Consider the following 23,306-nt stretch of genomic DNA (forward strand, 5'->3'; position numbering starts at 1 on the left):
ACCGGAGGTATACACCGCGTATATACCCTCGGTGCAGGGCTTCGCTGGGCCGGGATCAGGCGCGTACGGCCTTCAGGGCGGCTTCGGTGCGGGAGGCGGCGCCGGTCTTGCGGAGCAAGTTGGACACGTGGACGGTGACCGTGCGGACCGAGATGCCCAGGACCCGCGCTATCTGCTTGTTGGACATCCCCTCGGCCAGCAGGCCCAATACCTCGCGCTCGCGGGCGGTCAGGTCGGCGGCGGCGGGGTGGCCGGCCAGGCCGGACGGGCCGCCGGAGCCCTCCACGGCGATGAGCTCGGTCAGGCGGTAGGGGTTGCCTCCGGTGCGGCGCCAGACCGCGTCGGCCAGGTCGGGCGCAAGCGTGCTGTCGGCGTACACGTGATCAAGAATTTGACCCACCTGAGTGGCGTCGAGGGCGTTGAGGTGGTGCCGGGACGCGCCGGGCACGCCGGAGAGGCAGGCCAGGGTGCGGGCGGTGAGCAGCGGGGATACGGCGGCGTCGGGGGGCTGGCTGGTCACCAGCAGGAGGGCCGGCAGGTCGGTCGTGGCCAGTTCGGCCACCAGGTTCAGGCTGGCCGGGTCGAGGGCGTGCAGGTCTTCCACGACCAGCACCCGGGGCCGGCCGGCGACGACGGCGTGGACGGTGGCCACGGCGATGCGCAGGAGGGCGTCGGGGGTGTAGCGCTCGCGGGGCAGGTCGGGGTCCTGGGCCAGCCAGCGCAGGGCGTCCCGGGGCAGGTCCAGGCCGGCCAGGTCGTGGCCGGTCAGCGCCGAGGCCAGCCAGTCGTACGGCGCGGGGGTGTGCAGGCGGGCCCGGCCCATCAGCGCGTCGGGCGGGGCGGCGGCCGCCGCGAGGGTGCTCTTCCCGGTGCCGGGCAGGCCGGTGATCACCGCGGGGACGGGCCGGCCGGTGCGCTTGACGCGTGCCCAGGCCTCCCTGAGTTCGCGCAGAGCGGCGTCGCGTCCTACCATCGGCACCGGCATCACATACTCAACCCTACGTAACGTGTACTAGAGACGCGGACGGCGGGGTTTGGCAGGCTTGGAGACATGACGCTCGTCATCCGCGCGGTCGGCGCCTCCGATCAGGGGCTGGTCCGGAACAACAACGAGGACGCGGTCTTCGTCGGCCGGCGGCTGCTCGTGATCGCCGACGGCATGGGCGGGCTGCCCGCCGGCGAACTGGCCAGCGACATCCTGGTGAAGACCCTCTCCGTGGTCGACGAACGCCCCGACGGCGGCGAGCCGCTGCAGGACGTGATCGACGCCGTGGAGACCGCGAACCAGCGCATCCTGGAAGCGGTGGCCGACGACGACGCCCGCGACGGCATGGGCACGACGGTGACGGCGATGCTGCTGGCCGGCGACCGGGTGGCCGCGCTGAACGTCGGCGACTCCCGCCTCTACCTGCTCCGCGACGGCGAGATGAACCAGCTGACCAGGGACGACACCTACGTCCAGGCGCTCGTCGACCAGGGCGTCCTCTCGCCCGACGACGCTCGGCGCCACCCGCAGCGCGCCCTGGTCACCCAGGCCGTCCAGGGCGGCCCGTTCCGCCCGGCCGGCCGGATGATCCCGATCCAGCCGGCCGACCGTTTCCTCCTGTGCAGTGACGGTCTGACCGATTACGTGGAGGACGACCAGATCGCCGAGGTCCTCAAGCACGAGCCCGACCGCAAGACCTGCGCCGAGCAGCTGGTCCGCCGCACCCTGGACGCCGGCGCCCCCGACAACGTGAGCGTGATCGTCGCCGACGTCTGCCCCGCATGATCGCCACGGAACGGCTGGTCCTGCGCCGCTTCCGCCCGTCCGACACCCCGGTTCTGGCCGCCTACCGCGCCGACCCGGCGGTGGCCCGCTACCAGAGCTGGGAGCCGACGGCGCCGGTGCCGTACTTCGGCGACGGCGAGCCCGACATCCCCGGCTGGTTCCAGTACGCGATCGAACGCGTCGCCGACCGGGTGCTCGTCGGCGACGTCGGCGTCAACACCCACGAGAACCTGATGCAGGCCGAGATCGGCTTCACGCTGGCCCGGGCCGAGCAGGGCCGGGGCTACGCCACCGAAGCGGTGACCGGGCTGCTCGGGCACCTGTTCCGGGTGCGCGGCCTGCACCGCGTGTCGGCCGGGTGCGACGCCCGCAACACCGCGTCGGCCCGCCTCCTGGAACGGGCCGGCTTCACCCGCGAGGGCCTGCGACGCGAACACTCCTGGCACAAGAACGAGTGGACCGACGAGCTGCTGTTCGGCCTCCTGGCCCGCGACTGGCTGCCCATCCGGTCAGCGTGACAAATGACGCAACGCGGTGGCCAGCCAGTCAAGGTCGTCGGTGGCGTCGGGCCAGCTGCGTTGTCCACGCACCCGGGAGGCGAGCAGGCGGTACCGTTCGGCGCCCGCCTCGATGCCCGCCTCCAGGCAGGCGAGCACGGCGGCCAGATCATCGTTCCTGAACATGTCCGCGACCAGCTCGGCCGCGGCCGGCCCATCCGGGTGGATCCCGTCCCGCCGGGCCTCGCCCACGGTTTCGACCACCTGCCGGGCCCACCAGATGCGCGCGCCCGGCGGCTTGGGCTGACCGGGCACCGGGGTGCTCAGCTCCAGGAAGACCCGCATCCGCGCCCGGAATCCCGGATCCTGAACCAGCTCGGCCAGGTCGATCCAGGCATCCACCTGCTCGGGCGTCGGATCGTCGGGCAGGTCGATCCGCAACGCGCGCAGCTTGTCACGCTGACCCGCATCAATGTCGAGACCGCCGAACACCTCCGCCTTGAAATCGTCGATGATCTGTACACGTTCGGCCGCTGAAAGCCGCGCCAACCGATTCATGAGTGCTGTCTCCTCCGCGCTGGAACCACGTTTCGAAACGGTGGACAACACCGCCCGGCTGACCTTGAGCGAACGGATCTTCGCGTCGAGCGCCGCCACCTGCATCTCGGCCACCGCCGCCACCGTGGTCGTGCCGTCGAGCACCCGGCGCACGTCACCCAGCCCGAGCCCGAGCTCCCGCAGCGTGCGAACCAGCTCGACCCGGGCCACCCCCGCGGCGTCGTAGAGCCGGTAGCCGCCCGCCGAACGCCCGGCCGGCGGGATCGCGCCCTCGTCCGACCAGAAGCGCAGGGTGCGCACGTCGAGGCCGCTGAGGCGCGCGAGCTGTCCAATGGTGAGCAGGTCGTCCATGGGATGATCCTCAACGTTCCAGCCGCTGGAGAGTCAAGCCCACCTCAAGATTTCTCTTCCAGCCCCACATCAAGATCAAGAAATTGATGTCGCGCCTGAGTGGGTGGCACAGACCGTCGCTCCCGCCGAGGCCGCACGACCGGCTCTGGCCGCTGGCGCGTCCATGACGAGCCGGCCGCGCTTCATTCTGAGTAAATGGTCGCCCTCCAAGAACCGACGACTGTCGAACGGCAGCGGGCGACGTGGACGGCGATGCCTTTCCCGAGCTGACGGGTCATGTCACCTTTTCGTGGGACACCCTGGAGTGGTGGGAGGAGGACGAGCAGGTCTTCGTTCACGCGCGGAGCCCGTACCACCGGGTCGATGTGCTGCCGTCGTCGCGGCGGGTCGAGGTGTTCGTCGGCGGTGACAAGGTGGCGGACAGCGCACGTCCGTATCTGCTCTTCGAGACCCACCTGCCGACGCGCTACTACCTGCCGTTCGCCGACGTGCGGGCCGACCTGCTCGTGGCCAGCGAGACGGTGACCCGGTGCCCGTACAAGGGGGGCGCGCTACTGGTCGCATCCGGCCGTACCCGATGTGGCCTGGTCCTATCCGGAGCCGATCGCCGAGAATCCGCGGATTCGCGGGCTTTTGTCGTTCTACCAGGAGCGGGTCGACATCGTACTGGACGGTCGGCGGCTGGAGCGTCCACACACGCCGTTCACCTGACCGCGGAGGGCCGCCCCCGCGATAACATTCGCGGCATGAATCCGGAGGATCGGTTCGACGAGCTGATCGCCGCGATGGCCGGCCTGGGTGCCACGCCACCCGCGGGCGGGCGCCGTTTCCACTCCCCCGCGCTGCGCTACGAGGGCCGGGTGATCGCCATGCTCAGCGGGCCCAGCCTGGCCGTGAAACTGCCCCGCGATCTGGTTGACGAACTGGTCACGCGCGGCTACGGCGACTATTTCGCCGGCCTCGGGGGCGCGCCGATGCGGGAGTGGTTCGTGCTCGCTCCCGATTCCGACGTCCCGTGGCTCGAGCTGGCCAAAGAGGCTCTGGCGTACGCGCAACGGGCGCAGATCGGGCGTACCTGAAGAGAATCACGCCGGCTTCGAAGAGTGGTGGCGCGTGGCGGTATCCGACGCCCCAATGGCGCCCTGAGCTACCACCGGGCGGGGGCGGCGGGCGGCCAGGACCGCGGCGGTGGCCAGCACGGCCAGGGCGGCGAGCAGCCACAGGGCGCCGGCGCCGCCGACGAACCCGGCGATCGCCTCCTGCACCCGGCCCGCCGCGGTCACCACCGGGTCGGCGCCGGCGGCCTTGCGGTCGGCGGCCACCCGCAGCTCGTAGACGCCGTACCACGCCACGTAACAACCGGTGACGATGAGGACGACGCCGCTGATCCGGGGCGCCAGCGCCGACACGCGTCGCATCCGGCCGATCACCGAGTCGCGGAGCAGGGCCACCGCCACCGCGGCGACCGAGATGACCAGGCCCATGCCGGCGCCGTAGGCCAGGAACAGGCTCAGGCCGTCGAGGGGTGAACCGGTTCGAGTGCCGGCCACCACAATGGCCAGGAACGGGCCCGCGGCGCACCCGAGGGAGGTCAGGGCGTACGCCATGCCGAAGGCCACCGTGGACCACGCCGAGCCGGTCAGCCGCGGCGCGCGCAACCCGCCGCCCAGCCGGGGCAGGGCACGCCCGGTGACCAACCAGGCCCCGGCGAGCGCCAGCCCGAGGCCGAGCACCACGGTCAGCCAGGGCAACCGCGGCTGGAGCAGATCTTCGATCGGGGTCAGCACCAGGCCGAACGCGCCGAAGACCAGCACGTACCCCAGGGTCAGCAGGAGGGCGCAGCGCAGCGCACGGCCGACGGCCGCGACCGGCCCGCCGGAGCGGTCGCCGGCGACCAGGACCGAGAGGTACGCGGGCAGCAGGGCGAACCCGCAGGGATTCACCGCGCCCAGCATCCCGGCCGTGATCGCCAGCGCCAGCATGCTCAGCCCACCAGGGTCTTCACCTTGGCGGGCAGGTCGACGGCGTCGAGATAGCTGCTGGTGACGACCTTGCCCTGGGCGTCGATCAGCACGTACGTGCTCTGCTGGGTGATGCCGAACTTGCGCCACACCGCGCCGGCCTGGTCGTCCAGCGTGCGGACGTCGGGGATCTCCAGGTCGCTGACGAACTCGTGCATCTCGGCGTTGCTGCCCAGGCCGGCGATGCCGAGGACGCCGAGCTTCCCGGCGTATTCCTGCTGCACCTCCTGCACCGAGCTGGCCTGACCCGCGCAGGTCGCGCACCACGGGGCCCAGAACCAGAGCAGCGCGGGCTTGCCGGCCAGCGTGGCCGCGTCGAAAGCCTGCCCGTCGAGCGTCTTGCCGGCGAAGGCCAGCGACGCCGCGACCTTGGCCGGCGCGGGCGGCCCGCCGGGAGCAGACGACGCGGAAGCGGGAGCAGCCGGCGGGGGCGCGGCCGGCGCCGCCGCGGTGCCACAGCCGGCCAGCAGTCCCAGACCGAGGGCGGCGACGAGCAGCTTGCGGATCACGTCGGAGCCCCCTCCAGCCGCAGCGCGAGCGCCGGGCAGACGTTGACCGCCTTGCGCGCGCCGTTCTCCAGCCACGGCGGCAGCGGCGTCTGCGGGAACGCCGGGAAGCCGTTCGCGTCCAGCCGGATGATCTCCGGGGCGACCGCCGAGCACAGCCCGTGCCCGTCACAGCGCGACCAGTCCACCGCGAGCTTCCGGGCGCCCTGCTCGGCCTGGTACGGCAGCGGCAGAACGCCGCGCACCTGCTTGCCGCAGCCCTCGCCGTTGGCGTGCGCCTCGACGTCGCGGGCGAAGACCTCCAGCGCCGACAGCGCGAACCGGGACGTGCCGTCCGGGTGGCTGCACGCCCCCCGGCCCTTGACCACACCGGCCGCCGCCCGCACGTGCTCGAGCGCGCTGCCGCCCAGGGCGACCAGCGTGACCGCGCGGGCCAGGTCGGGCAGGCCCATCCGGCAGGGACCGCACTGCCCGGCCGACTCGCCGGCCAGGTACTGCACGACCTGCGCGGCCTCGCCCAGCGGGCAGGTGGCCGAGCCGATCGGGATCAGCATCCCGGCGCCCAGCGTGCCGCCGACCGCCGCGAAGCCCTTGCGGGAGACGGTCACCGTCTCGGCCGCCTCGGCGCTGATCCACTTGCCGTGGTAGCCACCGACCAGCAGGCCGGGGCCGATGTCGGCCCCGCACATGTTGAGGATGTCCATCACCGGGGTGCCGGTGGGCGCCTCGATGACCGCGGGCGCGCTGGCCGAGCCGCCGACGGTCAGCATGACCGTGCCGGGCTCCTCCGGGATGCCGACCGCGTTGTACTCCCACGGTCCGAGCCGGGCCGCGATCGCCAGCTGCGAGTACGTCTCGGCGTTGGACAGCAGGGTGGGCAGGCCCATCACGCCGTTGTCGCTGGAGCGCACCTTGCGCCCGGGCGGGATGTGCGCCTCGCCGTTGATGCCGCGGACCAGCGCGCCGCCCTCACCGGAGATGAACCGGTGGGGCACCGTGACGATCCGGGTCGGCACCGGCATCCGGCGCTCGGCAAGCGCGGCGGCCAGCGAGGTCATGCCGATACCGTCGTCGGCGATGCCGATGACGATCTCCTCGGCGTCGAGGGCGGCCGCGGCCAGGGCGGCGCCGTCGAGGATCAGGTGCGGTCCCCGGGTGAGGATCACCTTGTCCTTCCACGACGGCGGTTCGCCCTCGGTGGCGTTGACGACGACCACCGGCGGCAGGTCCTGCCGGCGGCAGGAGTCGAGGACAGCACGTACTTTTCGGGCGAACGGGAAGCCCGCACCCCCGCGGCCACGGAGTTCGATCCGGTCGGCCAGCCCGATGAGCTCACCCGATGACAATTGAGCGAACCCGCCGTGCACCTCCTGGTGCGTGGCGAGATCCAACCGGCCGTACTCGTCGAAGCCCGCGGTGATACGCGGTGTGCCGATGCTGGTGACCGGCGGGACCTGCGACGAACTCACCTAGCGAGCCTCTCCCCTGAGCTGACGCCAGTACCCGGCGTCGTCTAGCGATTCGTCTCCCCCACTGACCCGATCGCGCCGGCCGCCTCCCCTGGGCCGGATCGGTTCCGCCTGCTGCGCCTGACGGCGAGCACGACGCGAAGCCATGTCGACGAGCGTTGGGGTCTCGTCGGGCTCCATGTAGTTCGCGTCCGACCGGCCACGCCATCCCTCGGACTGCGGGGCGAGGTCGACGAACTCACTGCGGCTGTGCCGGCCGGAGTCGGCCCGGTCGACGTCGTCCCGGCGGGAGCGCCGCGGGGTGTCGTCGTAGGCCTCGTACTCGCCGGTGCGGTAGTCGCCGCGGCGCCCGCGGGGCGGGACCGGGGCCTCCTCGTACCGGGCGTCCTCGTAGCGGCGGCCGCGCGGGACGTCCTCGTACCGGTCGTCGTCGTAACGACGGGGAACGTCCTCGTAGCGGCCGCCACGCGGGCGCGGCGCCTCGTCGTAGCGGTAGCGCTCGTCCTCGATCGCGCGGCGGGACATCTGACCGGTGGGCTCGTCGTAGCCCTCCATCGCGCGGCGCGACATGGCGCCGGTCGGCTCGTCGTAGCGCTCCTCGGCGCGGCGGCGGCCACGGCGGCCGTAGCCGTCGTCCTCGTACGGCATCGGGCTGATCGGGTTGCTGCTGATCGGCATCGCGCCGGCCGGCATGGCACTGGCCGGCATGGAGCTGGCCGGCATGGAGCTGGCCGGCATGGAGCTGGCCGGCATGGAGCTGGCGGGCGGCATCATCACCGGCGGGCGCGGGCTGGCCGGCTTGAAGGTGGCCGGCCCGACCGGCTCCGGGCGCTCCTCGCGCTCCTCGCGGCGCTTGCGCCGGGGGGCGTCGTCCCGCGCCGCCTCGCCGACCGGGCGCATCGAGCCGGTCGAGGTGGAGCTGAAGTCCTTCTTGCGGTTCAGGCTGACCGAGAGGCGCACGGCCAGGCCGATCAGCACGCCCAGCACGCAGACCACGTAGCTGACCGTGACCCAGGTGGCGGCCGGGCGGCCGGCGGCCAGGCCGTGGATCAGGGCGAGCGGCCACATCAGGTACGAGACGGCGTGGATCGAGCGCCACATCCACGGCTTGCCCCGGCCGATGAACTTGGACCGGGCCAGACCGGTCCACATCACCATGATCATGACCCAGCCGGACAGGGTGCCGAGGCCGATGTACACCCGGTTGTAGGGCGACAGGAACGGGATGAACATGTCGATCGCGGTGATGTGCTCTTCCATGAACTTCGTCCACACGTGGGCGACCAGGGACGTCACCGCGATGACGCCGGTGGTGCGGTGGGCCGACTGGAGCAGCACGCGCTGCCGGATGGAGAGCACCAGGCGGTCGGTGGAGACCAGCCCGACCATGATCGTGATGGACAGCGACACCAGGGTCAGCACGCCCATGTAGTACTCGGAGTACGCGAAGAAGTAGTAGTACCCGACCCTGCCGAACGGGGTCAGCATCGCCGCGGCCCACAAGGCCGTGAGGATCGATACCACGAGCACAGCGACCGACCACTTGGACGGTGGCTTCCGTCCGCCGGTGGCGCCGACGGCCACCGGCTCGGGCCGACTGGCGGTTCGTTCGTTGTATCTCGTCCGAGCCATTGACTCCTCGTTCTCCGCAGCGGTGTCGCGTCCGAAGGGCATCCGGGACGCCGGCATCCGTGGGGGATGCCCCGCGCTTCAGTTCTGGGGGCCGGGGCGGCCGCGGTTCTCCTTTGCCCGTTTGCACCCTGCGTTGCGGCCTGTTCGTGCCCTCCCCATGTACGTAGGCAAGCCGTGTTCGGATGAACCTTCTCCGAGAAGATTGGCGACCAACTCGTCAGACCGTGCCAGCCCACTCTCGTGAAGACGCTGTGAGCTGCGGAGACATGGAAACGCAACGGTCAGCTAAGGGAAAAATAAGGTCCCGTCCGGTGGTGAGCCGGACCACCCGGTGAACCAAACGTCCGGGCCGTGCGAACTACCTGGTGTGCGGGGACCGTGACTCCCCTGCGTGAGGAGATGATTGCCGTGCGGCATCGTGGTGCTGCCCTGCTGCTCTCGACCGCCCTGACCTTACTGACCACGCTCCTGCTCCCCGGCCCGGCTCGGGCCGAGGTGCCGGGGGTGGAGCTGAAGCTGACGAAGGTGCCGGCCGAGGTCGAGGCCGGCGAGGACCCGGAGATCGTCGAGGTGGTGGTCTCCACCGACAACCGGGGCCGCTGCCAGAAGGTCCGGTTCTCGCTCGTCGTCGGCGTGGAGGGGACCGATCCCGAGAAGGTCCGCGTCAACCGGGTCGAGGGCGACGACGCCTTCCCCACCCAGGCCCGCGAAGAGGGTGGCCGGACCCGGATCACCGACAACCAGGTCGATCCCGGCACGCTCTGCCGTGGCCGTACGGTCACCGGTCGTTATCTCGTCTCGGTGGCCGGAGGCGCGGCGGACGGGAAGATCACGTTCGACGCGGAGGCCTTCAGCGCCGGGGGCACGCTGCTGGAGAAGGCCAGCGGTTCCAGCGACGTCAAGGGATCCTCGGCCGCGCCACCCTCCGAGAAGCCCTCGGAAGAGCCCTCGGGAGAGCCGTCGGAAGAACCGTCCGAACCGGCGGCCGCCCTCCCGCCTCCCCCCGACTCCGACAGCCGGCTGGCGGCCGGTCAGGACAGCACGCCGAGCCTGCTCGGCCCGGGCCTGATCGTCGGCGCGGTGCTGGTTCTCGTCGGCGTCGGGCTGCTGCTGCGCGTACGGCTGCGGAACCGTTCGACCCCGAAGAGGCCGCAGATGCCGGGATACGCCCGCTACTGAGTCGGATCCTGGACGGCGTTCCGATGCGCCGTCCAGGATCCTGGTCGGATGAGACGGGGACTCTGCATCGGGATCAACGACTATCCGGGCACCGGCAGCGACCTGGCCGGCTGCGTGAACGACGCGAACGACTGGGCGGCCGAGCTCACCGCGCGCGGCTTCGAGGTCGGGCTGATGCTCGACGCCGAGGCCACCGGCGAGGCGATGCGCGCGGCCATGCGCACGCTGGTCGGCGAGGCCACCGGCGGCGACGACGTGGTGATCACCTACTCCGGGCACGGCACCTGGGTGCGGGACGACAACGGTGACGAGCCCGACGGGCGTGACGAGGCGCTCTGCCCGTGGGACATCGCCGAGAAGGGCCCGCTGCTCGACGACGAGCTGTACGAGATCCTCAGCGACCGGGCCCGTGGCGTACGCGTCGTGATGATCTCGGACTCCTGCCACAGCGGCTCGGTGGCCCGGTTCGCGCCGTCGACCCGCCGCGACGCCGACAAGGTCAAGTTCCTGCCGCCGGCGGTGTTCCTGACCGAGGACGAGGCGGCCCGGGCGGCCAAGCTGCCCCGGGTGACCGCCGGCCGGCCCCGGCACGCCGCCCTGCTGATGTCGGGCTGCGCCGACATCGAGTTCAGCTACGACGCGCACTTCCAGGGTCGGCCGAACGGCGCGTTCACGTTCTTCGCGCTCGAGGCGCTGCGCGAGTTGCCCGACGGCTCGACCTACAAGGATTGGAGCGCGCGCATCGGCGAGGCGCTGCCCAGCCAGGACTACCCGCAGACGCCCAGCCTCTCGGGCAGCAGCGCCCAGCGGGTCTGGCCGGTCCTTTGACGAGTGTCACTTCAGGCAAGCATCGACCGAACTTATGCCCGCCCTAAGGTTCGGTTCTCTAGGGTCGGTGGCGCTCGCTCACGCACATCGTCAGGGGATCACTAGATGAACAAGCGTACGTTCCGGATCGTTGCCGGCGTCGGCGCCGCCGCGCTGGCCATCACCGGTGTCACCGCGGGTGTCTCCTTCGCCGGTGAGACGCCGGCGGCCGACAAGTCGCCCTCCGTTCAGGCCGACAGCTTCCTCGGCGGCAAGCCTTCTGTCCCGGCGGCGATCGCGGTGCCCGCCGGCAACGTGCTGACCTCGGTGTTCAAGGCACATGGGGTGCAGAACTACGGCTGCACGGCGGGGGCCTGGGCACTGCTCGAGCCGGCCGCGGTGCTCACCGGCCTGTCGGTGAAGCCGGTCCGGCCGGCCGGCGCCATCCACTTCCGCGGACCGAGCTGGCAGTCCGACTCGGACGGCAGCCTGGTCGAGGGCACCCCGGGCGCGAAGACGGCGCCGTCGGCCACCCCGAACAGCATCCCGCAGCTGCTGGTCACGGCCAAGGTGCAAGACCCGGCGGTCCGTAACCAGGCCGGGCTCTTCGCCGACGTGACCTTCATCCAGCGGCTGAACACCAAGGGCGGCGTGGCCCCGGCCGGCGCGTGCACGGCCGGTCAGACCGCGGCGGTGAAGTACACCGCGGACTACCGCTTCTTCAAGAAGGCCTGATCTAACCTTCCCGGTGTGAAGGAACTCTCGGACGCGCGCGACCTGGCCGACCGGCTCGGTGAGAGCTACGAACTCGTCTACGTGAAGGACGGGACGGGCTGGTCGGTCGGCCGCGCGGCCGTCACCGGCGCGCTGGAGACCATCGTGGTGTCACGCGCGCCGGGCAGCAGCCATTTCGCGTACGCCGTGGGCGACGAGACGATCGTCGCGTTCGACCCCGGCTACCCGGGGCCCGAGACGATGTGGGGCGCCGACCCGGGCCGCCTGGCCCACCTGATGACCGCGCTCGGCCTGCGCGCGCCCGACGACGAGGGCGACGACAGCTGGCGCGACGGCGACGCCCGGGCCCTGCTCCTGGCCGAGCGGATCACCGGGCTCCTCGAGGTTCCGGCTTGACCGCCTTCAGGTAGGCGGAAGCCAGGGTGGTCGTGCGCGGCGCGCCGATATCGATCAATTCCCTGATGTACGCCTCGAATCGCGCCGCCTCGGCCACGGTCAGCGTCTCGGCCACCGCCTCTTCGTAGGTCGGCGCCAGCGGGTTGGGCGCGGTCCGCCGCATCCGGTCCCAGTCCCCCGGCAGCGGCGGCGCCGGCAGGTCGACCTCGGCCCGGTAGTCGAGCTCGATCGAGGCGAACCCGGCCTCCACCGCCCAGCGCAGCAGGTCGCGCTCGTCGAAGTCGGCGATGATCTCGTCGGCGCGGTACGCGGTGAGGAACTTCGACGCCAGATCGGCGATCGGGGCCAGGTCGAACCCGAACAGCCGGGCCTCCTGCCGCATCACGAAGCTGTTGATCGGCTCGAAGATCGCCAGCCGCCCGCCCGGCCGCAGCACCCGGGCCAGCTCGCGGAAGCCGGCCGCCTTGTCCGGCAGGTACATCAGCACCGAACGCGTGGTCACCACGTCGACCGTGGCGTCACCGATCTCGGCCAGGTCGTCGGCCGAGGCCCGCACGAACGCACAGCGCGGGTCGTCACCGGCCTGGCGCCGGCACTCGTCGAGCAGCGCGGCCGAGACGTCGCTGAAGATCACCCGGCCGGTCTCGCCGACCCGGTCCAGCGCCCCGAACGCGATCAGCCCGGTGCCCGCGCCGACATCGAGCACGACGTCGCCCTCGGCGATGGCGGCCCGGTCCAGCACCCCGGCCCGGAACCGCATCAGCGTCGGGTGGTGGTCCTGGCGTACGCCCGGATCACCGCCGTCGCGCCGCCCCATCAACCATGCCGCCCACCTGTCCCCCACACCGCCCGATCCTACTGACGAGCGCCTATGCGTCGCGCCTGAGGTTAGTGGTTACAGAACTTGAAATCTGTAACCTGGCCAGTTACGGTCGCCGGATGGAGATGAGACGACTTGGCCGCGGCGGCCCCCTCGTACCCTCGATCGGGCTGGGTTGCGGCTTTCTGAACGGCGGCGACGACGGCGTGGCGACCATCCGGGCGGCGATCGACGCCGGGGTCACGCTGCTCGACACGGCCGACTTCTACGGCCACGGCCTCAGCGAGTCGCTGATCCGGCTGGCGCTGCGCGACGGCGACCGGGAGCGGGTGGTGATCAGCGGGAAGTTCGGGGCGCTGCGAGACCCGGGCGGCGCGTTCGTCGGGATGGACATGAGCCCGGCGTACGCCAAGAGCGCGCTCGCGTACACCCTGCACCGCCTGGGCACCGACCACGTGGACATCTACCGCCCGGCCCGCCTCGATCCGGCCGTGCCGATCGAGGACAGCGTCGGTGCCATCGCCGAGATGGTCCAGGCCGGGTGGGTGCGCCACATCGGCCTGTCCGAGGTCGGCGCCGAGACCATCCGCCGGGCCCACGCCGTGCATCCGATCGCCGACGTGCAGATCGAGTACTCGCTGTTCAGCCGCGGCCCCGAGCGGTCGGTCCTGGCCACCTGCCGCGAACTCGGGATCGGCGTGACCGCGTACGGCGTCCTGTCGCACGGCCTGCTCACCGGCTCGTACGCCGGCGGTGGCGAGGTCGGGCACCTGCCCCGCTTCCACGGCGACAACCTGGCCACCAACCTGGCCCTGGTCGAGCGCCTGCGCCCGCTCGCGGCCCGGCGGAACGTGACCGTCGCCCAGCTCGCCATCGCCTGGGTGCTGTCCCGGGGTCCCGAGATCGTCGCCCTGGTCGGCGCCGGGCGCCCGCGGCGGATCGCCGACGCGCTGACCGCGGCCGATCTCGAGCTGACCGAGGCCGACCTGGCCGCGATCGAGGAGGCCGTGCCGGCCGGCGCGGTGGCCGGCACCCGGTACGCCGCGCCGCAGATGGCGATGCTCGACAGCGAACGCTGACCGGCTAGTGTTTCGGCTGATGGCCGCCCTGGACGCCGAGACGATCCTGCTCGCCACCGAGGACGTCCTCCGGCGGTTCGGCCCGGCCAAGGCGACCGTGGTGGATGTCGCCCGGGCCCTCGGTGTCAGCCACGCGGCGGTCTACCGGCACTTCCCGTCCAAGGCGGCGCTCCGCGAGGCGGTGACCCGCCGCTGGGTGGGGCGCATGTACGCCGGCCTGGAGGCGATCGCCCAATCCTCCGCCCCGCGGGAGCAGCGGCTGCGCGACTGGCTGGTCGCGCTGTTCCACGCCAAGCGGGACGCGGCGATCGGCGAGCCGGAGCTGTTCGCCACCTACCGCGTCCTGGCGCTGGAGAACAGCGTGGCGGCCGGCGAGCATGTCGAGGCCCTGCTCGCGCAGCTGGCCGGGATCACCGGCGACGCGGCATCGGCCCGGGCCATCTTCGAGGCGACCGCGTCCTTCCACCACCCGGCCCACGTGGGCGAGTGGGACCGCCCCGACCGGGACGAACTCCTCGACAGCGTCTGCACGCTGATCGTCGACGGGGTCCGTCCCGGCCGGTGACGGCCTACTTCTCCGAGTCGAACAGGGACTTGATCTCGGTGGCCGAGAGCGCCCGGTCGTACAGGTGCACCTGGTCGGCCACGCCGTCCAGGTAGTCGACCTGGTTGCCGCCGTACTTGCCGCGGCCGATCACCGTGTTGCCGGTCGGGGTGCTCGACGAGAGGCAGGCGCTGGCCGTGCCGGCGAGCTCGCCGTCCACGTAGAGCCGGAGCTCGCCCTTGACCGAGTCACGCACACCGACCAGGTGGTACCAGCGGCCGACGTCCGGCTTGGCCGGGCTGAGCGCCCGGACACCGGCGAAGCTCATCGCCCAGCGCTGGTTCGCGCCCGAGTACTGCAGGAAGAAGTCGCTGGTGGACGGCCCGTCCTGACTGACGACGGTCTGGAAGGCGCCGTCCGCCTTGTCGAGCTTGACCCACGCCGACGCGGAGTAGTCGGTGGAGGTGTCCAGCACCGGCGCGCCCAGGTCGACGTACTGCGTGCTGCCGTTGACGTCGACGCCCTGGTTCTTGTGGGCGGCCACGAACGCGGGGTTGCCGACCAGCGTGCCGTCGTGGTCCCCGACCGCGTCGGTGGCGTTGCCGTCGAGCGGGTAGAACGCCACGCCGTCGAGGCCCGGGGTTCCGGGCGGCGGCTGCGGGGTGTTGCCGGCCGAGCCGTCGGACTCCCGGATGATGCGCTTGTTGACGTTGCGCACCTTCGTGAAGTCCATCTTCTCGACCTGCCGGTCGTACGTGTAGAAGCCGTTGACCTCGTGCTCGACGTCGGTGATCTGGGTGTAGATCGAGCCGCTGATGCCGCAGCGCTGGGCGGCCGTGATGGTGTCCTGCTCGTTGGTCACGTAGCGGCGGGTCAGCGCGGCCGAATCCGGGAACAGGTCGGCGTAGCCGTGGCCCTCACCGAACCACATGTGGTTGGGCACCTCGAGGCCGAAGCCGCCGTGCTCGCCGTCGATCGAGACGCGCACGCTGTCCGGCGCCGGCGACGCGGGGCCGCCGTCGTTGTACTCGTGGAAGTCGATCACGTCGCCCTTGCCCGAGTCACCCTTCGAGTTGCAGCAGTTCACGCCACTGTGGGCGTTGACCAGCCGGGTCGGGTCCTGGGCCTTGACCGACTCGGCGATGCGGCCGGTGTCCTCGCGGTTCCACTCGCCCCAGCCCTCGTTGAACGGGATCCAGCCCACGATGGACGTCCAGCTGTCGTGCTCGGCGACCATCTCGTGCAGCTCGGCCTCGAACTGACCGCGCCACTCGGCCGGGATCGGGCCGGTGTTCGACGACGGCATGTCCTGCCAGACCATCAGGCCCAGCTTGTCCGCCCAGTAGAACCAGCGGTCGGGCTCGACCTTGATGTGCTTGCGGACGGCGTTGAAGCCGAGCGTCTTGTGCGCCTCGAGGTCGAACTTGAGCGCCGCGTCGGTGGGCGCGGTGTACAGGCCGTCCGGCCAGAAGCCCTGGTCCAGGGTGGCCAGGTTGAACAGGATCTTGCCGTTCAGGGCGATCCTGAGCTTGCCGTCGGCGCCGGCCTTCTTGCTGACCTCGCGCAGGCCGAAGTACGACCCGACGGTGTCCACCGGCGTGCTGCCGCTGAGCAGTTGCACCTCGAGCGTGTAGAGGTACGGGTTGTCCGGCGACCACAGCTTCGGGTTGCGTACGGGCAACGTGAGCTGCGTGTCGGCGGCCCCGGTGACCTGGCCGACGATGCCACCGGCGGCGTTCCGGGCGACGGCCTTGACGGTCAGCCCCGAGCCGTTCACCGTACGCGCGGTGAGCTTGAGCGCCCCGGCGGTGATGTCCGGCGTGGTCTTCAGGCTCTCGATGCTGGACGCCGCGACCGGCTCCATCCACACCGTCCGCCAGATGCCCGAGCTGCCCAGGTAGAAGATGCCCCGGTCGGACTGCCGGCGCTGCTTGCCGATCGGCTGGCCGGTCGCGTCGACGAGGTCCTCGGCCCAGACGATGAGCTCCTGCGGGCCCTTGCCCTTGAGCGCGTTGGTGACGTCCACGCTGAAGCCGTCGTAGCCGCCGCGGTGGGTGGCGACCTGCGTGCCGTTGACCCAGACCTTGGCGTCGTAGTCGACCGCGCCGAAGTGCAGGACCAGCCGCTTGCCTTCCCAAGCCGTCGGGACGGTGAAGGTCCGGCGGTACCACATCCGGTCCTCGTGCCGCTGGATGCCGGAAAGAGCCGATTCGATGGGGTACGGGACGAGCACGCGCTCGTTCAGCGCACGACCGACCGGAGGCGCCTCGCCGGCGTTGGCCTTCGCGAACTGCCAGACGCCGTTGAGGTTCTGCCACGCGTCCCGGGTGAGCTGCGGGCGTGGGTACTCCGGAAGCGCGTTGTCCGGGCCGACCTCGTCGGTCCACGGTGTCGAGATCGGCGGCGTTCCCTTGTGCCAGGCCGCGGCGGCGGCGGCCGGGCCGGTCGGGGCGGCTAAGCCGGCCACGGCCAGGGTCGCGGCGGCGGTCGCGGCAAGCGCGCGCCGTCGTCTTGTCAGCATCGGGGTGGGTCCCTTCTTCGCGTTGTTCGGTACGCGGGCAGCACCCGGCCGCGCTCACTCACAACTTGTCGGGAGCGCTCGTGGACGGCCATGAGCAAACACATTTCAACAATGTTGCGCAGGCAACGTCAAGGATCGATGCTTTATTACGAGTTTTTGTCCGCTTATCCGGCTGTTGTCAGGTACCGATACCCGAGCCGCTCCAGCCGTGCGGCGTCAAGGCAGTGCCGTCCATCCAGGAGGACCGGCTTGCGCATGATCCCGGCGAACTTGCCCCAGTCCAGCTCGAGGTACTGGTCCCACTTGGTCACCAGGACCACGGCGTCGGCGTCGTCGAAGACCTCGTCGATGGTGTCGGCGAGCTGACCGGCCAGGTCGGGCTGCTCGGCCCGGAACCGCTCACCGGCCACCGGGTCGTGCAGCGTCACCCGGGCGCCGCGGGCGATCAGCCGGCGGGCGATGTCCACCGAGGGCGAATCGCGCAGGTCGTCGGTGTCCGGCTTGAACGCCAGCCCGAGCAGGCCGATCTTGCGTCCCTTGAGGATGCGCAGCTCGCTCAGCAGCTGGTCGACCACCATCGACCGCTGCTGCGAGTTCACCTCGCGGGCGGCGCGCACGATCGGCATGTCGTGGTGGTATTCCTCGGCCGTGGTGATCAGGGCCGCGGTGTCCTTGCCGAAGCACGAGCCGCCCCAGCCGACACCCGGCTCCAGGAAGCGCGGCCCGATCCGGGCGTCCAGGCCGATACCCCGCGCCACCTGCGAGATGTCGGCGCCGACCTTGCCGGCCAGCCGGCCCACCTCGTTGATGAAGCTGATCTTGGTGGCCAGGAACGCGTTCGCCGCGTACTTGATCAGCTCGGCCGAGGCCAGGTCGGTGGAGACCATGGGCACGGCGCCGACCTCGCCCGGCCGAGGCAGGAAGGTGGGCGGGGTGAAGGTCTGGTTGAGCACGGCCCGGTAGAGGCGGTGCAGCACATCCAGCCCGCGCGGGCTGTCCGAGCCGACCACGATCCGGTCCGGGTAGAGCGAGTCGAAGATCGCCACGCCCTCACGCAGGAACTCCGGGTTCGAGGCCACCGTGAACTCGCCGTCGGCCCGCCGGCCGTGCGACCGCTCGAACGCCTCACGCAGGATCGAGTCGACCCAGTTGCTGCTGCCGATCGGCACCGTCGACTTGTTGACCACCACGGTGAATTCGCCGGAGATGTGCTTTCCGACGGTTTCGGCGGCCCCGGTCAGATAGCGCAGGTCCGGGTTGCCGTCCGGCAGCGACGGCGTCTGCACGGCGATGAAGACGACCTCGGCGCCCGGCACGCCCTCGGCGTAGTCGGTCGTGAAGGTCATCCGCTCCGACGCCTCGGCCAGCAGGGCTTCCATGTGTGGCTCGTAGATCGGCGACCGCCCACCGCGCAACATCTGCACCTTGCGCTCGTCCAGGTCGACGCACGTCACGTCGTGGCCCAGAAAGGCCAGGCTGACCCCGGTCGTGAGCCCCACGTAGCCCGTGCCGACGACGCACACCTTCATGACTGATGTCCCCTTTCCACCACAGCAACCGACACCGTAGCCGACGCCGGACAACTCAGGCTGACGCCGAGATTGCCGATGTAGCAGCCATGACGGTGGGTAGTGGAGTGCTCCCGGCGGGCGTCGTGGTCGAGAACCCGGCGCCGTCCCCGCAGCATGCCCTCGAACCGCAGGTCGCGATGCTCGCCGACCTGGTCAGCTTCATGACCCGGGACACCCCGTCGATCGGCCCGCTCGTCGACGTGGTGCACGGCCACCTCGGCGCGTGCGGGCTGGATCACATGACGGTGTTCGCGCTCGACCCCGAGGAGGGCACGCTGGGCGTGGTCGCCGGCCCCGCCGACGACCGCGAGGACGGCGCGCTGGCCTTCCGGGTCTTCCGGGCCCCCGCCGGCGGCGCTCCCCTGCAGGACAAAGATCGCCTGGGGGTACGCCTACGAGCCGGCGGGCAGACGGTGGGCGTCCTCGTGCTCGCCGGCGGTGACCCCGGGGCGCTCTTCCCGTACGTCATCAGCGCCCTGGCCCTGCATGTCGCCACCACGCTGCAGGCGCTGGACGCGGAGCGCCGCCGGCAGATGGTGGCGCACGTGACGGCGGCGACGAGGCGGCTGTTCGAGGAGGGCACGTTCACCGCGAGCGTGGAGGACGCGGGCCGGGTGCTCGCCGAGACGGTCGCGGCGGCGTTCCGCACCGAACACGCCGCGCTCACCCTGATCGACGCCGAAGGCCGCATCGTGCAGGCGATCGGCGTCGGGATGGACGAGGAGCAGACCACCCGGATCCGGTCGAGCGTGCTGGGCAAGGAGGCGCTGAAGTCGCCGGTGTGGCGCGGGGTGTCCGAGGCCGGCGGCCCGGTCCTGATCAGCGACGTGGTCGAGGGCAAGGTCCGGACGGGCGGCCTGGCCCAGGCAATGGACCTGCGCTCGTGCGTGGCGATCCCGCTGCTGGCCGGCAACCAGCCGGTGGGCATGGTGATCTGCGGCGACAGCGGCCGCAGACGCCAGTGGACCGGCCACGACCGGACCCTGGCCCGCCAGCTGGCCGTCGAGGGCGCCCTGATCGTCGACAGCGCCCGCATGCGCCAGGCCGAGGCGGCCCACGTGCAAACGCTGACCCACCAGGCCTTCCACGACGCGCTGACCGGCCTGCCGAACCGTTCCCACCTGCTCGAGCGCGCCCGCAAGGCGATCGAGGTGGCCGGGGCGGCCGGCAACCGGATGGCCATGCTGCTCCTCGACCTGAACGGCTTCAAGCAGGTCAACGACACCGCCGGCCACCACGCCGGCGACGCCCTGCTGCACCAGGTCGGGCAGCGCCTGCTGGGCGCCCTCCGCGACGACGACCTGGTGGCCCGCCTGGGCGGCGACGAGTTCGCCGTGCTCCTGACCCGTAACGCCGACGAGGAGAGAGCTTTCGCGGTGGCCGAACGCATCCACGATCGCCTGTGCGACCCCTACGACGTCGACGGCACCCAGATCCACGTCGGCGCCAGCATCGGCATAGCCCTGTTCCCCGACTACGCCGGCGGCATGGCCGACCTGTTGAGGGGCGCCGACGCAGCCATGTACCGAGCCAAACACCACGGCGGCGGCGTCCGTCTGGCCCGCTGACCCTCCCCCAGCCCGCCACCCTTCTCGCAGCCCAGCCGTCACTCCGTTTACCAGGGCGCCCGGCAGCCCCCTCCTTCGGACCGGCCCGGCAGGCCCCTCCCCAGCTCTTCCTTTCGTCAGCCTGGCGCGCTCTTCCTTATGTCATCCTGGCGGCGCGCCGCCTCGTGATCAGGACGGCGGCCGCGGCGACGATCATGGTCAGCGACGCGGCGGCGGTGATCGCCTCGAAGGACTGCCCGTAGGACGACAACCGCGAGACCGCCACCCCGAGGGACCCGAGCAGAGCCATGCCCAGCGCCCCACCCAGCTCGGCGCCGGTCTCGGTGACCGCCCCGGCGACACCCGCGTGCTTCGCGTCAACGCTGGTGACGACCACATCGGTGCCCAGCGCGTAGGCGGGCGCCAGCCCGATCGACACGACAATGCCACCCGCGACGACGCCGAACAGCCCACCCGCGGCAGCGATCAACGCATATCCCGCGGCGACAACCAGCAACGCCACCATGATCACCCGCAGCGGAGCGAACCGCCGCACCGCCGCCGGCCCGATCCCCGCCGCCGCGAGATAGGCGAGCACCGACGGGACCGTCCACATCCCGGCCTGCAGAGGCGACAGCCCCACACCCCACTGCAGGTATTGCGCGATGGCCACCTCGGTGCCGTAGAGCGCGAAGAACGTCAACGCCGTGCTCAGCAACGCAACCCGTACCCCGCGATCCCGGAACGGCGCCGGATCAACCATCGGCCGCGCCAGACGCCGCTGACGGCGTACGAAGAAGAACCCGAGCCCCACCCCCACCAGAAACGCGACACCCGCCTCGGCGAAATCCCCCACCGCCGCCCGCTTGATCGCGAAGACGATCGCCAGCAGCGCAACCAGGCTCTGCGCGGCCCCGAGCAGGTCGAAACGCCCGGCCGCCGGATCACGAAACTCCGGCAGCAGCACCGGCCCGAGCGCGAGCACCAGCCCCGCAACCGGCACCGCCAGCAGGAAGATCGCCCCCCACCAGAGGTGCTCCAGCACCGCACCACCGGCCAGCGGCCCGACCAGCCCACCGATCGAGAAGCTGGCCGCCCACACCCCGAGCGCAACGGTCCGCCGCCGCGCATCAGTGAACATCCCCCGGATCAAGGCAAGCGTCGACGGCATCAGCGAAGCCCCCGCCAGCCCCATCACCATCCGCGCCACGATCAACTCGGTGGCCGACCCCGCAAAGGCCGCCGCCGTAGACGCAACGGCGAACGCGGCCACCCCGATCAGCAACAGCCGCCGCCGCCCGATCCGATCCCCCAGCGCCCCCATGGCCAGCAACGCACCCGCCACGAAGAACACGTAACCATCCACGATCCACAACAGCTGCGTGCTGCTGGGCCGCAGATCAGCCGCAATCCGAGGCACCGCCAAATTGAGCACATGCGCATCCATGGCAACCAGCAGGCACGGCAACACCAGCACCGCCAGCCCCCACCACTCCGATCCGTAACGCTTACTCATGCCTCATCACGTTACGAGCCCAAGCCGAGACATGCAACGCGAAGCAGCATCTCAATGCGTTACAGTCGAGTGGTGTCGGTTATTGTGCAGCCCATGGACCTCGCCGCCCTGGTAGCGCTGGTCAACGACTGGGGCACCGTCCCGCGCGAGTTCGACCCCCGCCCGATGGGACCCGCCCCGATCGGCGGAGCGGCAAGCGTCGCCACCCCCTCACCCCCAAACACCGATCGCAGCGCCGCCAGCACCAACACCAGCGACGGAGCGGGCACCAGCACCAGCGACGGTGCCGGTGCCGGGACCAGCGACGGCGACGGCGAGGAGGCGACCGCCGTCGCTGACCGGCTGCATGCCGTCTTTGCGGCCGGCGACACGACTGATCGGGCCGCCGCCGTGAACGCGATGCTCACCGAGACCGCGGTTCGCCCCGAACTGGTGCTGGAGGAAGGATCCGTGACCGGTGCGTGGCGGGTCCCGCACGCGAAGGACGCGCTGCTCGCTTCCGCCGCCCTCGCCCTCCGAGAGCACCTGCTGACGCACCCCGACCGGCTGGGCGTATGCGCCGACCGCCAATGCGCCGACATCTACGTCGATGCCTCCCCCGCCGGCCACCGCCGCTTCTGCTCCGTAACCTGCCAGAACCGAACCCGCGTAGCCGCCTTCCGCGAACGCCGCCGCTCCTGACCCCTGCCTCCCACCACCGACACCCTCATGCCTCACCTTCGGCTCCTCCCATCCCCTCGACGCTGACTCACTCCGCGCCCGCCGCCAGCGGGCTCCCAACCGCGACTGGCTCCCCTCGACACGGCGTTCCTTCGCTCACCTCAGCCCGGCGTGCCTTCGCTCACCTCAGCCCGGCATGCCTTCGCTCACCCCGGCCCGCATCCCTTCGCTCACCCCGGCCCGGCGTCCCTTCGCTCACCCCGGCCCGCCGCGCCTCAACGACCCCAGACCCGCAGCTCGGGCTCACCCCAGCCGCCCCAAGATCACGGAGGCGGCGATGACGAGGACGACGAGGGGCGCGGTGGTCTTGCGTGCGGGGGAGCCGGCTCGGCGCAGTTCGGCCACACCGAGCGGAACGAACGCGATCGCCAGCCCGGCCAACTCGACCACCGTGAGCCAGTCGGTGCCCTTGAGGACGCCGATCATCAGGCCGGATGGCAGTGCCAGCGCGGCGACCTGCCAGGGCCGGAGCGTGTGTGACAGCAGACCGCCGATCGCCAGGACGATCCAGCCGAGCATGATGCTGAGGCTCAGGCTGGAGACCACCCACTCCGGATAGGCGTAGTAGTCAGCCACCGCCCGCGTGGCCGCACCCGTGCCGGCGCTGTCGACCAGGGCGAACGCGAACGTGTTGACCCCGCCGTGGAAGGCCCGGGCGAACAACCCGGTCATCACCAGCGCCCCACCCCACACCGCCCAGCCGGGTCTCGTCTCCCCGATCCGCGCCGCCACCATCGAAACGCCGGGCCACAGGGCGATCACCCCGGCCAGGAACACGGCATAGGCCGCCGCCATCACGCCCGGCCGGCTCTCGTACGCGACCAGCTGATGTGGAAAGAAGAACGGAACACCCCAGCGCAGCAAGGCGCCGGTCAGCATCAGCGCCGGCCCGAGAATCAGTGAGATGCCGCCGAGCCAAGGGCCGGGAAAGGCGGGTCGGTCATTCGTCATGCGTCGACCCTTTCTCGTCGGCGCCCTCCTCCGCGTCTGACCGTGGTCGGATCTTTTGGGTCTCCCCGTGGTCATACAGAATGTCCAACCTGGGTCTGATGGCAACGCCCGCTGT

The 23,306-nt window shown here is 71.2% G+C and carries 22 protein-coding genes and 1 pseudogene; 12 read left to right on the forward strand and 11 right to left on the reverse strand.

All coding sequences use genetic code 11. The features are described 5' to 3' along the window. Nucleotides 1-55 precede the first annotated feature (55 nt). Nucleotides 56-985, reverse strand: coding sequence for a LuxR C-terminal-related transcriptional regulator (locus AB0M54_RS42885; protein WP_364331650.1), 930 nt, complete (start codon nt 983-985; stop codon nt 56-58). A gap of 66 nt (nt 986-1,051) precedes the next feature. Between AB0M54_RS42885 and AB0M54_RS42890 the strand changes: the two genes are divergently transcribed. Both AB0M54_RS42890 and AB0M54_RS42895 read left to right on the forward strand, forming a co-directional pair. Beyond that, nucleotides 1,052-1,771, forward strand: a complete 720-nt coding sequence (locus AB0M54_RS42890; protein WP_364331653.1) for a protein phosphatase 2C domain-containing protein — start codon at nt 1,052-1,054, stop codon at nt 1,769-1,771. Continuing rightward, a complete protein-coding gene (locus AB0M54_RS42895) occupies nt 1,768-2,289 on the forward strand; it encodes a GNAT family protein (RefSeq protein ID WP_364331656.1) in 522 nt (173 codons plus the stop codon). The genes AB0M54_RS42890 and AB0M54_RS42895 overlap by 4 nt, the downstream gene beginning before the upstream one ends. Here AB0M54_RS42895 and AB0M54_RS42900 read toward each other — a convergent pair. Next, nucleotides 2,281-3,177, reverse strand: coding sequence for a MerR family transcriptional regulator (locus tag AB0M54_RS42900; RefSeq protein WP_364478215.1), 897 nt, complete (start codon nt 3,175-3,177; stop codon nt 2,281-2,283). The two genes, AB0M54_RS42895 and AB0M54_RS42900, sit on opposite strands and share 9 nt — an antisense overlap. A 392-nt stretch (nt 3,178-3,569) precedes the next feature. Between AB0M54_RS42900 and AB0M54_RS42905 the strand changes: the two are divergent. Beyond that, a pseudogene (locus tag AB0M54_RS42905) lies at nt 3,570-3,888 on the forward strand (DUF427 domain-containing protein). A 35-nt stretch (nt 3,889-3,923) separates the two neighbouring features. Next, the gene (locus tag AB0M54_RS42910; protein ID WP_364331664.1) at nt 3,924-4,256 is read left to right on the forward strand and encodes a hypothetical protein; all 333 of its coding nucleotides are present in this window, start codon (nt 3,924-3,926) and stop codon (nt 4,254-4,256) included. Between the two features lie 6 nt (nt 4,257-4,262). Here AB0M54_RS42910 and AB0M54_RS42915 read toward each other — a convergent pair whose 3' ends face one another. From AB0M54_RS42915 to AB0M54_RS42930, 4 genes are read right to left on the reverse strand one after another with little or no spacing between them, the layout of a single operon-like run. Continuing rightward, nucleotides 4,263-5,159 carry a cytochrome c biogenesis CcdA family protein gene (locus AB0M54_RS42915; RefSeq protein WP_364478218.1) on the reverse strand — a complete coding sequence of 299 codons (897 nt, stop codon included), beginning with the start codon at nt 5,157-5,159 and terminating at the stop codon, nt 4,263-4,265. A 2-nt stretch (nt 5,160-5,161) separates the two neighbouring features. After that, a complete protein-coding gene (locus AB0M54_RS42920; RefSeq protein WP_364478221.1) occupies nt 5,162-5,707 on the reverse strand; it encodes a redoxin family protein in 546 nt (181 codons plus the stop codon). Further along, nucleotides 5,704-7,173, reverse strand: a complete 1,470-nt coding sequence (locus AB0M54_RS42925) for an NADH-ubiquinone oxidoreductase-F iron-sulfur binding region domain-containing protein (protein WP_364478224.1) — start codon at nt 7,171-7,173, stop codon at nt 5,704-5,706. Before AB0M54_RS42925 ends, AB0M54_RS42920 begins: the two co-directional genes overlap by 4 nt. Further along, complete coding sequence (locus tag AB0M54_RS42930) at nt 7,174-8,805, reverse strand: translation initiation factor III (RefSeq protein WP_364478227.1); 1,632 nt, start codon at nt 8,803-8,805, stop codon at nt 7,174-7,176. Between the two features lie 378 nt (nt 8,806-9,183). Between AB0M54_RS42930 and AB0M54_RS42935 the strand changes: the two genes are divergently transcribed. The 4 genes from AB0M54_RS42935 (at nt 9,184) to AB0M54_RS42950 (ending at nt 11,922) form a co-directional block, all read left to right on the forward strand. Beyond that, nucleotides 9,184-9,984, forward strand: a complete 801-nt coding sequence (locus tag AB0M54_RS42935) for a hypothetical protein (protein ID WP_364331679.1) — start codon at nt 9,184-9,186, stop codon at nt 9,982-9,984. A 48-nt stretch (nt 9,985-10,032) separates the two neighbouring features. After that, complete coding sequence (locus AB0M54_RS42940) at nt 10,033-10,812, forward strand: caspase family protein (RefSeq protein WP_364331683.1); 780 nt, start codon at nt 10,033-10,035, stop codon at nt 10,810-10,812. Nucleotides 10,813-10,917: 105 nt separating this feature from the next. Then, the gene (locus AB0M54_RS42945; protein WP_364331685.1) at nt 10,918-11,526 is read left to right on the forward strand and encodes a DUF3455 domain-containing protein; all 609 of its coding nucleotides are present in this window, start codon (nt 10,918-10,920) and stop codon (nt 11,524-11,526) included. Nucleotides 11,527-11,541: 15 nt separating this feature from the next. Then, nucleotides 11,542-11,922 carry a DUF6461 domain-containing protein gene (locus tag AB0M54_RS42950; protein ID WP_364478230.1) on the forward strand — a complete coding sequence of 127 codons (381 nt, stop codon included), beginning with the start codon at nt 11,542-11,544 and terminating at the stop codon, nt 11,920-11,922. On the opposite strand, the gene AB0M54_RS42955 is transcribed toward AB0M54_RS42950, so the two are convergent. Then, entirely contained in the window at nt 11,894-12,766 is an 873-nt protein-coding gene (locus AB0M54_RS42955; RefSeq protein ID WP_364331691.1) for a methyltransferase domain-containing protein, read from the reverse strand. The two genes, AB0M54_RS42950 and AB0M54_RS42955, sit on opposite strands and share 29 nt — an antisense overlap. Before the next feature lie 95 nt (nt 12,767-12,861). On the opposite strand from AB0M54_RS42955, the gene AB0M54_RS42960 reads away from it, so the two are divergent. Further along, entirely contained in the window at nt 12,862-13,821 is a 960-nt protein-coding gene (locus AB0M54_RS42960; protein WP_364478233.1) for an aldo/keto reductase, read from the forward strand. 19 nt (nt 13,822-13,840) lie between these two features. Next, a complete protein-coding gene (locus tag AB0M54_RS42965) occupies nt 13,841-14,386 on the forward strand; it encodes a TetR/AcrR family transcriptional regulator (RefSeq protein ID WP_364478236.1) in 546 nt (181 codons plus the stop codon). Nucleotides 14,387-14,390: 4 nt separating this feature from the next. Here the strand turns inward: AB0M54_RS42965 and AB0M54_RS42970 are convergent, their stop codons facing one another. Next, nucleotides 14,391-16,886, reverse strand: coding sequence for a LamG-like jellyroll fold domain-containing protein (locus tag AB0M54_RS42970; protein ID WP_364478239.1), 2,496 nt, complete (start codon nt 16,884-16,886; stop codon nt 14,391-14,393). Nucleotides 16,887-17,050: 164 nt separating this feature from the next. Continuing rightward, a complete protein-coding gene (locus AB0M54_RS42975) occupies nt 17,051-18,415 on the reverse strand; it encodes a UDP-glucose/GDP-mannose dehydrogenase family protein (protein ID WP_364331703.1) in 1,365 nt (454 codons plus the stop codon). Nucleotides 18,416-18,504: 89 nt separating this feature from the next. Here AB0M54_RS42975 and AB0M54_RS42980 point away from each other — a divergent pair, with 89 nt between their 5' ends. Continuing rightward, nucleotides 18,505-20,025 (forward strand): sensor domain-containing diguanylate cyclase, encoded by a 1,521-nt coding sequence (locus AB0M54_RS42980; protein WP_364331706.1) that lies wholly within the window; start codon nt 18,505-18,507, stop codon nt 20,023-20,025. Nucleotides 20,026-20,161: 136 nt separating this feature from the next. On the opposite strand, the gene AB0M54_RS42985 is transcribed toward AB0M54_RS42980, so the two are convergent. After that, nucleotides 20,162-21,481, reverse strand: a complete 1,320-nt coding sequence (locus AB0M54_RS42985; protein WP_364478242.1) for an MFS transporter — start codon at nt 21,479-21,481, stop codon at nt 20,162-20,164. Nucleotides 21,482-21,613: 132 nt separating this feature from the next. On the opposite strand from AB0M54_RS42985, the gene AB0M54_RS42990 reads away from it, so the two are divergent. Then, complete coding sequence (locus tag AB0M54_RS42990; protein WP_364478245.1) at nt 21,614-22,201, forward strand: CGNR zinc finger domain-containing protein; 588 nt, start codon at nt 21,614-21,616, stop codon at nt 22,199-22,201. Nucleotides 22,202-22,483: 282 nt separating this feature from the next. On the opposite strand, the gene AB0M54_RS42995 is transcribed toward AB0M54_RS42990, so the two are convergent. Then, a complete protein-coding gene (locus AB0M54_RS42995; protein WP_364478248.1) occupies nt 22,484-23,191 on the reverse strand; it encodes a hypothetical protein in 708 nt (235 codons plus the stop codon). Between the last annotated feature and the right edge of the window lie 115 nt (nt 23,192-23,306).

The organism is Actinoplanes sp. NPDC051470, assembly GCF_040682035.1.
Taxonomy (GTDB): Bacteria; Actinomycetota; Actinomycetes; order Mycobacteriales; family Micromonosporaceae; genus Actinoplanes.

What these genes read in the sequence shown, in the direction of transcription:
- AB0M54_RS42885 (WP_364331650.1), bottom strand. Translation starts at nt 985, where the DNA reads ATGCCGGTGCCGATGGTAGGACGCGACGCCGCTCTGCGCGAACTCAGG.
- AB0M54_RS42890 (WP_364331653.1), top strand. Translation starts at nt 1,052, where the DNA reads ATGACGCTCGTCATCCGCGCGGTCGGCGCCTCCGATCAGGGGCTGGTC.
- AB0M54_RS42895 (WP_364331656.1), top strand. Translation starts at nt 1,768, where the DNA reads ATGATCGCCACGGAACGGCTGGTCCTGCGCCGCTTCCGCCCGTCCGAC.
- AB0M54_RS42900 (WP_364478215.1), bottom strand. Translation starts at nt 3,177, where the DNA reads ATGGACGACCTGCTCACCATTGGACAGCTCGCGCGCCTCAGCGGCCTC.
- AB0M54_RS42910 (WP_364331664.1), top strand. Translation starts at nt 3,924, where the DNA reads ATGAATCCGGAGGATCGGTTCGACGAGCTGATCGCCGCGATGGCCGGC.
- AB0M54_RS42915 (WP_364478218.1), bottom strand. Translation starts at nt 5,159, where the DNA reads ATGCTGGCGCTGGCGATCACGGCCGGGATGCTGGGCGCGGTGAATCCC.
- AB0M54_RS42930 (WP_364478227.1), bottom strand. Translation starts at nt 8,805, where the DNA reads ATGGCTCGGACGAGATACAACGAACGAACCGCCAGTCGGCCCGAGCCG.
- AB0M54_RS42940 (WP_364331683.1), top strand. Translation starts at nt 10,033, where the DNA reads ATGAGACGGGGACTCTGCATCGGGATCAACGACTATCCGGGCACCGGC.
- AB0M54_RS42945 (WP_364331685.1), top strand. Translation starts at nt 10,918, where the DNA reads ATGAACAAGCGTACGTTCCGGATCGTTGCCGGCGTCGGCGCCGCCGCG.
- AB0M54_RS42960 (WP_364478233.1), top strand. Translation starts at nt 12,862, where the DNA reads ATGGAGATGAGACGACTTGGCCGCGGCGGCCCCCTCGTACCCTCGATC.
- AB0M54_RS42965 (WP_364478236.1), top strand. Translation starts at nt 13,841, where the DNA reads ATGGCCGCCCTGGACGCCGAGACGATCCTGCTCGCCACCGAGGACGTC.
- AB0M54_RS42970 (WP_364478239.1), bottom strand. Translation starts at nt 16,886, where the DNA reads ATGCTGACAAGACGACGGCGCGCGCTTGCCGCGACCGCCGCCGCGACC.
- AB0M54_RS42975 (WP_364331703.1), bottom strand. Translation starts at nt 18,415, where the DNA reads ATGAAGGTGTGCGTCGTCGGCACGGGCTACGTGGGGCTCACGACCGGG.
- AB0M54_RS42980 (WP_364331706.1), top strand. Translation starts at nt 18,505, where the DNA reads ATGACGGTGGGTAGTGGAGTGCTCCCGGCGGGCGTCGTGGTCGAGAAC.
- AB0M54_RS42990 (WP_364478245.1), top strand. Translation starts at nt 21,614, where the DNA reads ATGGACCTCGCCGCCCTGGTAGCGCTGGTCAACGACTGGGGCACCGTC.
- AB0M54_RS42995 (WP_364478248.1), bottom strand. Translation starts at nt 23,191, where the DNA reads ATGACGAATGACCGACCCGCCTTTCCCGGCCCTTGGCTCGGCGGCATC.